This window comes from Bradyrhizobium diazoefficiens USDA 110, assembly GCF_000011365.1.
GTDB lineage: Bacteria > Pseudomonadota > Alphaproteobacteria > Rhizobiales > Xanthobacteraceae > Bradyrhizobium > Bradyrhizobium diazoefficiens.
This window is the reverse complement of the sequence record NC_004463.1, coordinates 3,925,281-3,941,126: the sequence shown is the minus strand read 5'-3', so window position 1 is coordinate 3,941,126 and position 15,846 is coordinate 3,925,281. Positions and strand designations below refer to the sequence as shown.

Annotated in this window: 7 protein-coding genes; 4 read left to right on the top strand and 3 right to left on the bottom strand. The window is 62.2% G+C overall.

Going from position 1 to position 15,846, the window contains the following annotated elements; translation table 11 throughout:
- Window positions 1-605: 605 nt before the first annotated feature.
- Window positions 606-10,931, top strand: coding sequence for a VCBS domain-containing protein (locus tag BJA_RS17655; RefSeq protein ID WP_011086345.1), 10,326 nt, complete (start codon window positions 606-608; stop codon window positions 10,929-10,931).
- 354 nt (window positions 10,932-11,285) lie between these two features.
- Here BJA_RS17655 and BJA_RS17650 read toward each other — a convergent pair whose 3' ends face one another.
- The 3 genes from BJA_RS17650 to BJA_RS17640 all read right to left on the bottom strand — a co-directional run bounded on the left by BJA_RS17650 (window position 11,286) and on the right by BJA_RS17640 (window position 13,106).
- A complete protein-coding gene (locus BJA_RS17650) occupies window positions 11,286-11,783 on the bottom strand; it encodes a GNAT family N-acetyltransferase (RefSeq protein WP_038965933.1) in 498 nt (165 codons plus the stop codon).
- A gap of 137 nt (window positions 11,784-11,920) precedes the next feature.
- A complete protein-coding gene (locus tag BJA_RS17645; RefSeq protein WP_011086343.1) occupies window positions 11,921-12,418 on the bottom strand; it encodes an SH3 domain-containing protein in 498 nt (165 codons plus the stop codon).
- 199 nt (window positions 12,419-12,617) lie between these two features.
- Complete coding sequence (locus BJA_RS17640; RefSeq protein ID WP_011086342.1) at window positions 12,618-13,106, bottom strand: DUF2147 domain-containing protein; 489 nt, start codon at window positions 13,104-13,106, stop codon at window positions 12,618-12,620.
- Between the two features lie 216 nt (window positions 13,107-13,322).
- Between BJA_RS17640 and BJA_RS17635 the strand changes: the two genes are divergently transcribed.
- The 3 genes from BJA_RS17635 to BJA_RS17625 all read left to right on the top strand — a co-directional run bounded on the left by BJA_RS17635 (window position 13,323) and on the right by BJA_RS17625 (window position 15,800).
- The gene (locus BJA_RS17635) at window positions 13,323-14,009 is read left to right on the top strand and encodes a response regulator (protein ID WP_011086341.1); all 687 of its coding nucleotides are present in this window, start codon (window positions 13,323-13,325) and stop codon (window positions 14,007-14,009) included.
- On the top strand, window positions 14,006-15,106 hold the full coding sequence (locus BJA_RS17630) for an ATP-binding protein (protein ID WP_011086340.1): 1,101 nt from the start codon (window positions 14,006-14,008) through the stop codon (window positions 15,104-15,106). The genes BJA_RS17635 and BJA_RS17630 overlap by 4 nt, the downstream gene beginning before the upstream one ends.
- A 136-nt stretch (window positions 15,107-15,242) precedes the next feature.
- Window positions 15,243-15,800 carry a cytochrome b gene (locus tag BJA_RS17625; RefSeq protein ID WP_011086339.1) on the top strand — a complete coding sequence of 186 codons (558 nt, stop codon included), beginning with the start codon at window positions 15,243-15,245 and terminating at the stop codon, window positions 15,798-15,800.
- The last annotated feature ends 46 nt before the right edge of the window (window positions 15,801-15,846 follow it).

The following is a 15,846-nucleotide window of genomic DNA, read 5'->3' as shown; positions in this document are numbered from 1 at the left end:
GGGCGACTGTCGGGTTCGATCTCTGAAGGGACCTTACTAAAGCAAGAAACGTTATTGGAAAATCATAAGCCGTGCGCGGTCGTCAGGAGGCCGAGCACGAACGGGGCAGGAGTTAATGGCGTCGGGATCTTTTCACAACAGGCCAGAGTTTCTTCTGGCGGCGGCGCGTAGGCGCTGAACGGGCGCTCATTGCCGGCGCTCTCCTGTGAGTTGCTCTTCGAATGCGATTGCACCTGCTCTGCATCGGCAGAGTGGAGTGTGTTGTGAGCAGCGCCTTATTCACCTCGACGTCTTTACGAGCCGCCGGCTGGTCTGAAACTAATTCTCACCTCAAGGACAATTCGAGTTCATCTCGACCATCGGATCTTTCGGTCGAGCTGTCTATGGCAGTTGCGATTGCCTCCCGGGTGACGGCGGCTCCGGTGATCGATTCAGCCGATCTGCAGACCTCGTCGAGCGACGGCGCACCTTCGCTATCTCCTCGTCAGGACACGACTGCAGAGTTCTGGGCCGCTTCAAGGTCGCCCGAATCCGTCACGTTGCTCACCCGTGTTCGGGTTGCTCCCAAATGACTTTCATATTCTACGCGTTTTGAGGTCGAAGACATGGCTACTCAGGCAACCGGCGGCGGCAGCACCACTTCATTCTCCAACACACCGCAAGCGACGAACGATATTTTTACGAGTGGCCTGACCGCCGCCGGTGTATCCATTTCGCTGACGGAGGATAACCTTCAGCCTGTCTTTTTCGATGTCATGGGAAATGACCTTGGGGGCAATGCCAAGACCCTCTTTTCCATCGACAACGGCATTAATAACAGCGGCGCCATGAGCGGCTATAGTGCGGCTGATTTGCTGACTCAGGATACCGCGCGCGTCGAAGCCACCAGCAGCGATACAAGCTTGAATGGCGCAAAAATCTGGATCACGGCGGATGGTAAAGTCGGGTATGACGCGTCAGCATTAAGCGCTCAAGTCGCTGCCCTGTCAGCAGGGGATTTTTTCACAGATTCATTCATTTACGCTATCCGGCTTGGCAATGGGACGCTGAGCTGGGCGACCGCCACAGTGAGAATTGCCGGGGTCAACGATGGCCCCGTTGCAGCGGCCGACACAAGTGCGGTGAAGGAAGACACCGCGCCGAATTCAGTCAGCGGCAACGTACTCATCAACGATACCGACGCCGATACGCACGACAGTCATAGCGTCACGGCCATCAACGGCTCTGCCACCAAGGTCGGTGCTGATGTGGTCGGCACCTACGGCACGCTGCACCTCAACTCCGATGGCACGTACACCTATACGCTCAACAATGCCCAGGCCAATGTGCAGGCGTTAGCGGCAGACCAGCTGGTTTACGACACTTTCAGCTACACCAATTCCGACAATCATAGCGGCTCGTGCACTGCCAACCTGACCATCACGGTTACCGGCACCAATGATGCGCCGGTGATCACCTCGTCGGCGCAGAGCGGCCTGGCGGCGGAGTGGGCGGATCTGTCGGCGGCCGAAGGGTCCAACACGCCGCATACCGCCTCCGGCGCGGTGACCTTCACCGACGTCGACACGCTCGACAGCCACACTGCGAGCTTCGCTCCCCAGGGCGGCGGCTATCTCGGCAGCTTCACGCTCAATACCACCAACCACGATACCGGCAATGGCGGCTCGATCGGCTGGAGCTTCTCGGTTGCCGACGGCGCCATCGATTATCTGCAGGCCGGCCAAACCCTGACCCAGAAATACGACGTGACGATCTCGGATGGCCACGGTGGCACCGCGGTGCAGACCGTGACAGTGACGATTGTCGGCACCAACGATGCGCCGGTGATCATCTCGTCGGCGCAGAGCGGCCTGGCGACGGAGTGGGCGGATATGTCGGCGGCCGAGGCGGCCAACACACCGCATACCGCCTCCGGCGCCGTGGCCTTCACCGACGTCGACACGCTCGACAGCCATACCGCGAGCTTCGCGCCGCAGGGCGGCGGCTACCTCGGCAGTTTCACGCTCGATACCACCAACCACGACACCGGCAATGGCGGCGCGATCGGCTGGAGCTTCTCGGTCGCCGACGGCGCCGTCGATTATCTGCAGGCTGGCCAAACGCTGACTCAGAAGTACGACGTGACGATCTCGGACGGCCACGGTGGCACCGCGGTGCAGACCGTGACAGTGACGATTGTCGGCACCAATGACGCCCCGGTGATCACCAGCGCCACGCAGTCCGGCACCGTGTCGGAAGGCGACGACCTCCCGGCCGCGGCGCAGACCGCCACCGGCCAGGTCAGCTTCTCCGACGTCGATGCCATCGACACCCACACGCTGTCGGTCAGCGTCGCCGCCGCCCACGGCACCGCCACCGTCGATCCCGACGGCACCTGGCATTACACTGTGCTCGACAGCGGCGCGGTCGATGCGCTCGCCGTCGGCGAGCATCTCGCCGACAGCTTTACGGTCGAGGTCGACGACCACCATGGCGGCCTCGCCACCCAGCAGGTCACGATCGACATCACCGGCACCAACGATGCGCCGGTCGCGGTGCCCGACACCAACAGCGGCCTGGAAGACAGCACCATCACCGGTACGGTCGCGAGCAATGACAGCGACGTCGATGACGGCGCGGTCCTGACCTATGCGCAAACCAGCGCGGTCGCCGGCCTGACGCTGAACCCGGATGGCAGCTACAGCCTCGATGCCACCAATGCCGCCTACCAGCACCTGGCGCAGGGCGCCACCACCGACGTGGTGGCAAACTACACCGTCACCGACGAGCACGGCGCCACCTCGAACTCGTCGCTGACCATCACGCTGACCGGCACCAACGACGGCCCGGTCGCGGTGGCCGACACCAACAGCGGTCTGGAAGACAGCACCATCACCGGCACCGTCGCGAGCAACGACAGCGACGTCGATGACGGCGCCACTCTGAGCTACAGCCTCGATGCGGCAGTCGCCGGCCTGACGATCAACGCGGACGGCAGCTACAGCCTCGATGCCGCCAATGCCGCCTACCAGCATCTGGCGCAGGGCGCCACGACCGACGTGGTGGCGAACTACACCGTCACCGACGAGCACGGCGCCACCTCGAACTCGTCGCTGACCATCACGCTGGCCGGCACCAACGACGCCCCGGTGGCGGTGGCCGATACCAACAGCGGCAGTGAGGACAGCACCATCACCGGCACCGTCGCAAGCAACGACAGCGACGTCGATGACGGCGCCACTCTGAGCTACAGCCTCGATGCGGCGGTGGCCGGGCTGACGCTGAACCCGGATGGCAGCTACAGCCTTGACGCGGCCAATGCCGCCTACCAGCACCTGGCGCAGGGCGCCGCCACCGACGTGGTGGCGAACTACACCGTCACCGACGAGCACGGCGCCAGCGCCCCCTCGACGCTAACCATCACGCTGACCGGCACCAACGACGCCCCGGTTGCGGTGGCGGATACCAACAGCGGCCTGGAAGACAGCACCATCACCGGCACCGTCGCGAGCAACGACAGCGACGTCGATGACGGCGCCACTCTGAGCTACAGCCTCGATGCGGCAGTCGCCGGCCTGACGATCAACGCGGACGGCAGCTACAGCCTCGATGCCGCCAATGCCGCCTACCAGCATCTGGCGCAGGGCGCCACGACCGACGTGGTGGCGAACTACACCGTCACCGACGAGCACGGCGCCACCTCGAACTCGTCGCTGACCATCACGCTGGCCGGCACCAACGACGCCCCGGTGGCGGTGGCCGATACCAACAGCGGCAGTGAGGACAGCACCATCACCGGCACCGTCGCAAGCAACGACAGCGACGTCGATGACGGCGCCACTCTGAGCTACAGCCTCGATGCGGCGGTGGCCGGGCTGACGCTGAACCCGGATGGCAGCTACAGCCTTGACGCGGCCAATGCCGCCTACCAGCACCTGGCGCAGGGCGCCGCCACCGACGTGGTGGCAAACTACACCGTCACCGACGAGCACGGCGCGACCTCGAGCTCGACGCTGACCATCACGCTGACCGGCACCAACGATGCTCCGGTCGCGGTGGCGGATACCAACAGCGGTCTGGAAGACAGCACCATCACCGGCACGGTCGCGAGCAACGACAGCGACATCGATGACGGCGCGGTCCTGACCTACGCGCAGACCAGCGCGGTCGCCGGCCTGGCACTGAACCCGGACGGCAGCTACAGCCTCGATGCCGGCAACGCGGCCTACCAGCATCTGGCGCAGGGCGCCACCACCGACGTGGTGGCGAACTACACCGTCACCGACGAGCACGGCGCGACCTCGAACTCGACGCTGACCATCACGCTGACCGGCACCAACGACGCCCCGGTCGCGGTGGCGGATACCAACAGCGGTCTGGAAGACAGCACCATCACCGGCACGGTCGCGAGCAACGACAGCGACGTCGATGACGGCGCGGGCCTGACCTACGCGCAGACCAGCGCGGTGGGCGGTCTGACGCTCAACCCGGACGGCAGCTACAGCCTCGATGCCGACAATGCGGCCTACCAGCATCTGGCGCAGGGCGTCACCACCGACGTGGTGGCGAACTACACCGTCACCGACGAGCACGGCGCGACCTCGAGCTCGACGCTGACCATCACGCTGACCGGCACCAACGACGGCCCGGTCGCGGTGGCGGATACCAACAGCGGCCTGGAAGACAGCACCATCACCGGCACCGTCGCGAGCAATGACAGCGACGTCGATGACGGCGCCACTCTGAGCTACAGCCTCGATGCGGCAGTCGCCGGCCTGACGCTGAACCCGGACGGCAGCTACAGCCTCGATGCCGGCAATGCGGCCTACCAGCACCTGGCGCAGGGCGCCACCACCGACGTGGTAGCGAACTACACCGTCACCGACGAGCACGGCGCGACCTCGAGCTCGACGCTGACCATCACGCTGACCGGCACCAACGATGCGCCGGTCGCGGTAGCCGATACCAACAGCGGCAGTGAGGACAGCACCATCACCGGCACCGTCGCGAGCAATGACAGCGACATCGATGACGGCGCGGTCCTGACCTACGCGCAGACCAGCGCGGTCGCCGGCCTGACGATCAACGCGGACGGCAGCTACAGCCTCGATGCCGGCAACGCGGCCTACCAGCATCTGGCGCAGGGCGCCACCACCGACGTGGTGGCGAACTACACGGTCACCGACGAGCACGGCGCGACCTCGAACTCGTCGCTGACCATCACGCTGAGCGGCACCAACGACGCCCCGGTCGCGGTGGCGGACACCGACAGCGGCCTGGAAGACAGCACCATCACCGGCACGGTCGCGAGCAATGACAGCGACGTCGATGACGGCGCGATCCTGACCTACGCGCAGACCAGCGCGGTCGCCGGCCTGACGATCAACGCGGACGGCAGCTACAGCTTCGATGCCGCCAATGCGGCCTACCAGCATCTGGCGCAGGGCGCCACCACCGACATGGTGGCGAACTACACCGTCACCGACGAGCACGGCGCGACCTCGAGCTCGACGCTGACCATCACGCTGACCGGCACCAACGACGCCCCGGTTGCGGTGGCGGATACCAACAGCGGCCTGGAAGACAGCACCATCACCGGCACGGTCGCGAGCAACGACAGCGACGTCGATGATGGCGCCACTCTGAGCTACAGCCTCGATGCGGCGGTGGCTGGCCTGACGCTGAACCCGGACGGCAGCTACAGCCTTGACGCGGCCAATGCCGCCTACCAGCACCTGGCGCAGGGCGCCACCACCGACGTGGTGGCGAACTACACCGTCACCGACGAGCACGGCGCGACCTCGAGCTCGACGCTGACCATCACGCTGACCGGCACCAACGACGCCCCGGTGCTGAACGCCAATGGTGGATCGCTGCCTTACACCGAGAACCAGGCGGCGACGGCGATCGACACCGTACTGACGGCGTCGGATGTCGATAGTGCGAATCTGACCGGGGCGACGGTGTCGATCACGGCCAACTTCACGTCCGGCCAGGATGTGCTCGGCTTCAGCAATCAGAACGGCATCACAGGCAGCTACAACGCATCGACCGGCGTGCTGACGCTGACCGGTTCTGCGACTGTCGCCCAGTACCAGGCGGCGCTGGAGTCGGTGACATACTTCAATTCGAGCGACAACCCGTCGGGTACGACCCGCACCATCAGCTATCAGGTTGATGACGGCCAGACGGCAAACCACGCCAGCAACATTGTGACTTCGACAGTGGCGGTGACGCCGGTCAATGATGCGCCGGTGGGCGTCGCTGGTCATACGCTGAACTACACGGAAAACCAGGCCGCCACCGCGATCGACCCGGCGCTGACGCTGTCCGACGTCGACAATGCCAATCTGGCCTCGGCGACGGTGCAGATCACCGGCAACTACGTCAACGGCCAGGATGTGCTGGGCTTTACCAACCAGAACGGCATCACCGGATCGTTCAACGCGGCGACTGGGACGCTCACCTTGACCGGTTCATCCAGCGTCGCGAACTACCAGACCGCGCTGGACTCGGTGACCTACCTCAACACCAGTGACAACCCGTCGGGCGTGGCCCGCACGGTCACCATCATCACCAATGACGGGACTGCCAACAGCGTCGCCGTGACCGACACGATCAACGTGACGCCGGTCAACGATGCGCCGGTGGTCGTCGCTGGTCATACGCTGAGCTACACGGAAAACCAGGCCGCCACCGCGATCGACCCTGCGCTGACGGTGTCCGACATCGACAGTGCCAATCTGGCCTCGGCGACGGTGCAGATCACCGGCGACTACGTCACCGGCCAGGACGTGCTGGGCTTCACCAACCAGAACGGCATCACCGGATCGTTCAACGCGGCGACCGGGACGCTCACCTTGACCGGTTCATCCAGCGTCGCGAACTACCAGACCGCGCTGGACTCGGTGACCTACCTCAACACCAGCGATAACCCGTCGGGCCTGGCCCGCACTGTCACCATCATCACCAATGACGGGACCGCCAACAGCGTGGCCGTGACCGACACGATCAATGTGACGCCGGTCAACGATGCGCCGGTGGTCGTCGCTGGTCATACGCTGAGCTACACGGAAAACCAGGCCGCCACCGCGATCGACCCTGCGCTGACGGTGTCCGACATCGACAGTGCCAATCTGGCCTCGGCGACGGTGCAGATCACCGGCGACTACGTCACCGGCCAGGACGTGCTGGGCTTCACCAACCAGAACGGCATCACCGGATCGTTCAACGCGGCGACCGGGACGCTCACCTTGACCGGTTCATCCAGCGTCGCGAACTACCAGACCGCGCTGGACTCGGTGACCTACCTCAACACCAGCGATAACCCGTCGGGCCTGGCCCGCACTGTCACCATCATCACCAATGACGGGACCGCCAACAGCGTGGCCGTGACCGACACGATCAATGTGACGCCGGTCAACGATGCGCCGGTGGGCGTCAACGACACCGGCTCGGCCACCGACGCGGGCGGCACCGGCAATGGCACCGCGGGCTCGAACGCGACCGGCAACGTGCTGACCAACGATACAGACGTCGACAACACCAACGCATCTCTGGTGGTATCGGCGATCCGCACTGGGGCGGTCGAAGGCTCCGGCACGGCCGGCACGCTAGGCTCCAGCCTAGTGGGTGCACACGGCACGCTGACGCTCAACGCCAACGGCTCCTACACCTATGTTGTGAATGACAGCGACTCGGCGGTGCAGGCGCTCAACAGCGGCCAGACCATTACCGACAGCTTCAATTATGCCGTAAAGGACCCGGGCAATCTCACCGACACCGCGGTGCTCACGGTCACCATCAACGGCGCCAACGATGCGCCGGTGAATACGGTGCCCGGTACGCAGGAGGTGGTACAAAATACCAACGTGACATTCAATGGCGCCAAACTCATCTCAATCTCGGACGTTGACGTAGGCGCTGGGACCGAGACAGTGACGCTGTCGGTCGCGCACGGCACGCTGACGCTATCGGGCACCACCGGCCTCTCGTTCACCACCGGCGACGGTACGACCGACGCGACCATGACCTTCTCCGGCACGGCGGCGAACATCAACAACGCCTTGAATGGTCTTCTCTACAATCCAACCGATACTTTCGTCGGCGCCGATACTTTGACGATCACGACGACGGATCAGGGTGGATTGAGCGATAGCGACACCGTTACCATCAATCAGGACAGCCCTAACCCGGGTACGCTGACGACGAGTTCGACCGACGTCATCTTCTACGCCAGCGGCACGAACACGGTAAATGCAACCAATCTGACCTTGAACGGTACAGATAGCATCACCGGCGGAACCGGCACGGACACGCTCATCGTCACCGGCGGCTCCCCTGGACCATTCACATTTGGGAATGGCGTGGGAAACCTCTTTCTCACAAATTTTGAAGTTTTCAAACTGGTCGACACCAACAGCGGAAATCATACCGACAACGTAACGTTCCTTTCGACTTTCCAAAATAATGGGGCACTGACCGTCGACGCGACTGGTATCGGTGGCAATGGAAAGCTCAATTTGGATGCAAGCGCAGTCACGTCCGGAGCTTTCATTGTTATCGGCGGAGACAGTGACGACACTCTCAAGACTGGTTCCGGCGACGACACCCTCACCGGCGGCTTGGGTAACGACACCCTTACCGGTGGTGCTGGCAACGACACGTTCAACGTCAATTCTGGCACTGACAGCGTCACCGATCTTTCAGGGAATGATGTCCTTGTCATAAGCGCAGGGGCCACGGCCAACGCTACCGTCACTGCAGCCTTTACGGCCACGTCATCGACCAGCAACGCTGGTACGGCAAACCTGAGCAGCAACGGCTTTGCCGTTGACTTGAGCGCGGCGACCGGCGCCAACGGCTTTACAGTCACCAACACCGGCGCAGCGGCGGCCATCACCGGTTCAGCACAGAATGACACGCTGATCGGCGGCTCCGGAAATGACACGCTTGCCGGCGGCTCCGGCGCCGACAGCATTACTGGAGGCAGCGGCGCTGATACAATGACCGGCGGAGCCGGTAGCGACACGTTTGTCATTAACAGCGGACAATCTCTCGGCACCGTTGGGGGCTCCGGGGATGCCGGCACGATTTCCGGCTATGACGCGATCAACGACTTCGCCACGACCGGCACCAACGACATCCTTGATCTGCCGGTCACCAACGTGACGGCCAATACTGCCGGCACTAACGGTACTGACTCCACGTTGACCATTTCCGGTCAGACGGTGAAATCGCATGCCATCACGAACGGCGTCATCACATTCGATGATGCCAATGCCTTTGCGTCAGCACTAACCCTGACGTCCACCGCTAACGTCGCAGCCGTCGTGCAGTACCTTCACAACAACGATATAGCCACCGGCACCGGCGCAGCGGTTGCTTTTGTCGCGAACATCGCCGGAACTGCCCATAGCTATGTCTTTGAGCAGGTCGGCACAACTCCGAACGCCGCTAACGACATCCTGGTCGATCTCGTAGGGGTCACCCTGACCAACATCAGTCAGGCACATCTCGCTCCCGCAGGCATTGCCGGCGAAGCCATCAACCTTGGACTGACAAACCCGGTGGATCACGTTGGCACGGTCAGCGTCAGCGTCAGTGGCATTCCGGCGGGTTGGACGCTGAGCGAGGGCACCGACAACGGCGATGGGACCTGGTCGGTGCAGACAAACGATGTCACCGCACTCACTATCACCACGCTTGATGATTACGCGGGCGCGGTGTCGCTGCATATATCGCAAACTTGGACGGATTCTACGGGCGGCACCGGGTTGGCCATGATCGCCGACAACGTCGAAGCCTATGGACAAGGCTCCCCAATCTTCGCGCTCTCAGGCGACGACAACCTGACCGGCTCCACCGGCGACGACTTGTTCGTGTTCTCCCAGCCGATCGGGCATGACGTGATCTACAGCTTCGACGCTGCCTCGGATCAGATCGATCTGATCGGCTACGCAAACTTCACCGGTTTTGGCGACATCCAGGCGCACATGGCCAACGATGCTGCCGGGGATGCAGTGATCACGCTCGCCGATGGCCAGTCGATCACACTGAACGGGGTCGATGCGTCTTCGCTCACTGCTGATGACTTCGTCTTCGATCACACGCCGGTCACCGAGAATCCAGGCCACATGGTGATCAGCGACGGGGCGATCCTGCCGCTATCCGGCATCATCGACAACACCGGCACCATTGAGTTGAACTCAACCGGAAACGAGGCCGATCTGCAGTTGATCGAGCTTGGCATCACCCTGCAGGGCGGCGGCCATGTTGAACTTACCGACAGCAGCGAGAACGTGATCACCGGAACGGTCGCGGACGTCACGCTCACGAACGTCGACAACACCATCGCCGGCGCGGGACACCTTGGGGATGGAGTGATGACCCTCGTCAATGAGGGTACCATTATCGCTACCGGCACCAATTCTCTCGACATTGATACCGGGACCAACGCCATCACCAACTCCGGAACCTTCGAGGCAACCGGCGCCGGCGGGCTTGTCATCCACAGCGATGTCATCAATACGGGCGTGTTGTGGGCCAACGACGGCGACGTCACGATCGACGGCAACGTCAGCGGCAACGGTTCAGCGCTGATCAGTGGGACCGCGACGTTGGCGTTTGCACATGCTTCGGCGGAAAATACCACGTTTGCTGCAGGCGCAACCGGAACCCTCATCCTTGGCGATTCCTTCAACTTCTCAGGGACCGTGTCCGGGATGACCGCAGACGATCATATTGATCTTCTCGACTTCAACTTCGCTAGCGCGCCGACGCTGAACTACACCCCCAACGCGGACAGCAGCGGCGGGACTCTGAGCATCACCGACGGAGCCCATACCGCCAACATCGCTTTGTTGGGTACGTTTGATCCCACCGGCTTCCAGATCGAGGCGGACAAGACGACCGGAACGTTGGTCAGCTACCACGATTTCCATCTGGCCTAAAGGCGGGTTAATCGCGATCTTCGATGGAGCGCATCCTCATCGCGTATATTCGGAGCGTAATGCCAACTATTCGCCCCGGCAGTAAGTCCGCTGCTTACTTCAACCAGTTCCGCACGGTGTCCACGTCCAAGACAATGCCGTGCTTGGCGAGGTCGTCGGCAATTTCCTGCGGCACGGTGCGGCGGCCTAGTTTTGGATCAAGTTTGTAGCTAGGACGGAGAAGAATGGCCGCTCGAAATGGAGCGCAATATCGATCGCAACGGAGCGTCCAAGCCACGCGTGGTCCGGAACGTTCGCACGGGCGCGCTTCACGAAGGCAACGTCTTTCTTCCTTCCGGTGCGGCGCTGGCCGCTCTAAAAGTCGTCGAAATCTCGCCCTTTGTCGTCGTGCAGCATGGGACCGTAGATGCTTTCTTCGGAGCCCGGGATATCGATCGCGTCGAGGTGCTTTCGGTAAAATGCCAAGGGCCCAACGCCACCGATGACCGCATAGGCATATTCCGCCTCACGCATGCCGCGCAGGGTGGTGAAGAGGAGCGCCTCGCCAATGCCCTGCCCACGAGCAGCCTTCGCTACTCCCGTCGGACCAAAGAAGCCGCGCATGGAGCAGTCGGCGCAGGCGAAGCCCAGCAACTCGTTATGCCGCACAGCGATCCAGACCATGACCGGGGAGCGCGTGAAGGCGCGTGTCGCTTCGCTCACCCAGGGATTGTAGAAATGCCTCTCAATCCAGGGAAGCACGATATGCGCCTCCGCAGCCATCGCGCGACGAACCGTGATCCCGTGGGAAGCGATCTTCTCCTCGGTCCGAACGTCGGGAAGATCGTAGAGGCGGACGAGGAGGTCACTCATGGATGGGCCTTTCATTGAATGAATGACGGGTGGTTGCACGCCGATGAGACCCAGGAGATCGATCAGTTACGGACATACCTTCCGGTCCGATTCATGAGTACGCGCTCCAGATGACGATGATGGGCGTATCGAGCCGCCTAGTGGTTGTCCGGCGCGGGCTCATTTTCGGGGTCGACATGGTCATCATCCCAATTGTCGCGCCAACCGGGCGGATTGCCGTCGTCCTCCCAGCGATGGTCGTTCCAACGGTCGGCTTCGCCGTAGAAGCCATAGTCACGATAGTAGTCACGCCAATAGCTGCTGAGGTTAAACGTTACGACGGAGATTTCCGCCTGCGCCGCGTAGGCAGGAACGTAGACGCGGCGCGCTTCGTGAACGAACTGAACATGCGCTCCCGACGCCCAGCCGCGAACACCAGATGCGCTCACGTCGCACCAAGTATAGCGTGCCAGGCATCCGTGAATCGTCAGCGATGAACCGGCCATCAACCTCCCGACCGCTTGAAATCGAACACTCGGTCCGGACCGCACGTTGAGATTCACGCCGGAATATCCGTCGTTTGTTCCGGCATGGCCCTCGCCAGCAAAGGCGATCAGGAGCAGCGTGGTTGCATAGACAATGGGGCGATTTTTCATAGTTTCTCCAATGGAAAGTATCGAAGTGGCACGCCAGGTGGGCTGCGGCCCGGCCACCGTCTCGCTCCCTGCGCATTGCCTCGCGGCTGTTGACGCAGAGTCGAGGCCAAGTTGGGATTTGGTGGAGGACTTCACGCTGAAGCCACTGTTGTGGAAGACGTCGCAGGCGATGATGCGACCTCACATCTAAATGCCGGGGCTATCGCGCAGCCCGAGTCCATATTTCGCTCCCACACACCGAACCGGCGCACCCCCGCACTTCCAGTCGTGCTGCATCAAGTAGGGTAACTGTGCTGGCGTAGCTCTTGCCGTCATCCGCGTTATAGACTCGCCCCGACCATGAGTTCGATGTGGAGGGCAGCATATCGAGGAAGAGCTGAAGCCCCACGATGCGATGCGTTCTGAGAGACGGATCCGGGTTCTTGTCGTCTGTCTGAGGTTTGCCTGTTGCGCTATCGATCGGCTGCTTCAGCCACACGACCTTGCCGCATATTGCCGCGCCGCAGGGCTTCACCACCACCTTGGCGTCGCCCGCCTGAGTCAGCCAGGCTCCAAAGGGACCGGTTCTCGGCATGGTGCGTCCTGCCGCGACGTCGCGCGCGAAAACGAGCGCAATAGCGAAGACGAGCGTAATAGCCAAAACCACCGGAAGTCCGTAAATGGCGGTGCGAACAGGGTCGATGCGCATGCGAAATGGTCCTTACAGAGCGTCGCGGCGATCCAAGAGCGGCTTCGGCTTCCACCAGCCCGCCGGGCAGGACCGGTATGCCGCGTCATCGCTGGCAACGGTCGATCGACCATGGAGAATTGATGGAGACTTGGTGGAGAAGGCCTGTAATAGGTCGACGGGACTCTCACCCTATGCCAAGAGACCCCATCCAGTGACGCCTGACCTCGTGTTCCGATGAACGCCCTTATCCTCATTGCCGAAGATGAACCGCAGATCTGCGAAATTCTCGACGCCTATCTAACGCGTGAGGGCTTCCGCACGGTCCGCGCCGGCGATGGCCGAGCCGCACTCGACCTGCACCTTGCGCTGAAACCGGACCTCATCCTTCTCGACGTGACGATGCCCCGCCTCGACGGATGGGAGGTGTTGGCCGAGATCCGCCGCCGGGGCGATACACCCGTCATTATGATCACTGCGCTCGACCAGGATATCGATCGATTGCAGGGACTGCGCATCGGGGCTGACGACTATGTCGTGAAGCCGTTCAATCCGGTCGAAGTGGTTGCTCGCACCAAAGCGGTATTGCGGCGGGCTGGCCGGTCAAGCGCCGGCGGCATGCTGCGCGTCGATTGCGTTGCTATTGATCTCGATGGCCACATGGTAAAGGTCGAAGTGGATGGAACGGCACAACCACTGCCGGTCACACTGACCGAATTTCGTCTCCTGGCTCACATGGCGCGAACACCGACCAAAGCCTTCACGCGAAGTGAACTGGTCGATGCTTGCCTACCCGGCAGCGACGCCCTCGAGCGGACGGTGGACAGCCATATCAGCAATCTTCGCAAAAAGCTGGACGTGGCCGGCGCGCCTGGCATGCTGTCCGGTGTTCGCGGCATCGGCTATCGTTTGGCCGCGATATGAAGCGGTATCGCCTAAGTCAGCAGATCATCGTCTCAATGAGCGTCGTGGCGACCATCGCGATGCTGATCGTCTTCGTCGGTTCATTCGTCTTCTATGGAATTTATCTAAGCTATTTTCCGCCACCACCCGGGCCGCCTCCCCTTTTGCCAGAAGCGCCGGACTTGGTGATGATCGCAGTCTTCCTTCTTGTCGGACTGGCCCTTGCGATCGTTGTCGCGCTCCGGCTGACGAAACGAATCCTGGCTCCGCTGAACTCCTTGGCGGAAACCGCGCGCAAAATAGCTGCAGGAGACCTGTCAGCGCGCGCGTCCCCCGGCGATCGGTCGCTCGGCGAGACGGCTCATCTGGTAGCCGATTTCAACGCGATGGCACAGAGGCTGCAAGATAACGCAGACGACATGATCGCTTGGAATGCCGCGATCGCACACGAGCTCAGAACGCCCCTCACGATCCTGAAGGGCCGGCTACAGGGCATCGCCGACGGCGTTTTCACGCCCGATGAAGCGTCAATCGGAAATCTGCTGCTGCAGATCGACGGGCTCTCGCGGCTCGTCGACGATTTGCGTACAGTCACGCTGGCCGATAGCGGGCGCCTGGATCTTGGGAGAGGGCCGGTCGCGCTCGCCGCGGAAATTCAAAACGTCGCCGACCTGCTGGAGCCCGTGCTCGCAAACGCCGGATTCTCGCTCGAACTCACGCTGGCAGATTTGGTCGCTCTCGGCGACGGGATTCGCATTCGCCAGGCGTTGCTCGCCCTTCTCGATAATGTTCAACGCTACGCGAAGCCCGGCCGTATCGAACTCTCGACTCTGAAGTCTGGCAACTCCGCCATCATTCGCGTCGAGGATGACGGTCCCGGAATGCCGCCGGAGTTTGCCAAGCGGGCATTCGATCCGTTCGCACGTGGCGCCCTATCGCGCTCGCCACGTTATGGCGGATCTGGGCTGGGCCTATCCATCGTTCGCGCCATCGCCGAGGCACATGGCGGACGTGTCGCGTATCGGACATCCTCACGCGGAGGCGCCATTTTTGAGATCACACTTCCGCTTGAGGACCATGAATCCAATGTTGCACCCGACGCGTCGATTCAAACCTAACATGTCTCGCGCACCAAGCGGGAAGAACCGACTTCACGGATGTTCACCCCCCTACCGACATTACCTGAACCGCACCTTCGTGGATGCCCGTTGCCCGATGTGCATTCTAGACCGTTCCCGGCAAGGAGTCTAAAGCATGATTCACGACGTTGACCCAACGAACGATAAGTATCCGGCGGCACTGCGGATCCTGCACTGGGTGCGCGCCCTGCTGACCTTGGGCCTCATCGCGGCCGGCTGGATGATGACCGTGCTGGCTGATACCGTCACGGAGAAATTCACCCTGCTTTATCCCTGGCACAAATCCTTCGGCGTGCTGGTGTTCCTGATCGTTCTTGCGCAGCTTGCGATCCGCGCGATGTCACGCCTGCCCGGACCGGCGCCGCTCCCCGCCCAGGAGAGACTCCTGTCGCAGGCCGTGCACGTCGCGATGTACGCGCTGCTGCTGCTTGTCCCGCTAATGGGCTATGCGATGTCCAGCTCTTTCACCGACAGCGACGGGGTGTTCTTCTTCGGCATCCACCTTCCTGAACTTCTGCCGAAGGATGATGATCGATTCAGACTGTTCCAGTTTTTGCACAAGACCCTCGCCTACAGCCTGCTGGCTCTGGTCATATTGCACGTCGCCGGTGCGTTGAAGCACCGCTATTTCGACAAGGACCGGCGCACCGACGTTCTCCCACGCATCATCTAATCCGGTTGCCGACACTGCGCCGAAATTACATCTTCAAACCCGCTTT

What these genes read in the sequence shown, in the direction of transcription:
- BJA_RS17645 (WP_011086343.1), bottom strand. Translation starts at nt 12,418, where the DNA reads ATGAAAAATCGCCCCATTGTCTATGCAACCACGCTGCTCCTGATCGCC.
- BJA_RS17655 (WP_011086345.1), top strand. Translation starts at nt 606, where the DNA reads ATGGCTACTCAGGCAACCGGCGGCGGCAGCACCACTTCATTCTCCAAC.
- BJA_RS17630 (WP_011086340.1), top strand. Translation starts at nt 14,006, where the DNA reads ATGAAGCGGTATCGCCTAAGTCAGCAGATCATCGTCTCAATGAGCGTC.
- BJA_RS17625 (WP_011086339.1), top strand. Translation starts at nt 15,243, where the DNA reads ATGATTCACGACGTTGACCCAACGAACGATAAGTATCCGGCGGCACTG.
- BJA_RS17635 (WP_011086341.1), top strand. Translation starts at nt 13,323, where the DNA reads ATGAACGCCCTTATCCTCATTGCCGAAGATGAACCGCAGATCTGCGAA.
- BJA_RS17640 (WP_011086342.1), bottom strand. Translation starts at nt 13,106, where the DNA reads ATGCGCATCGACCCTGTTCGCACCGCCATTTACGGACTTCCGGTGGTT.
- BJA_RS17650 (WP_038965933.1), bottom strand. Translation starts at nt 11,783, where the DNA reads ATGAGTGACCTCCTCGTCCGCCTCTACGATCTTCCCGACGTTCGGACC.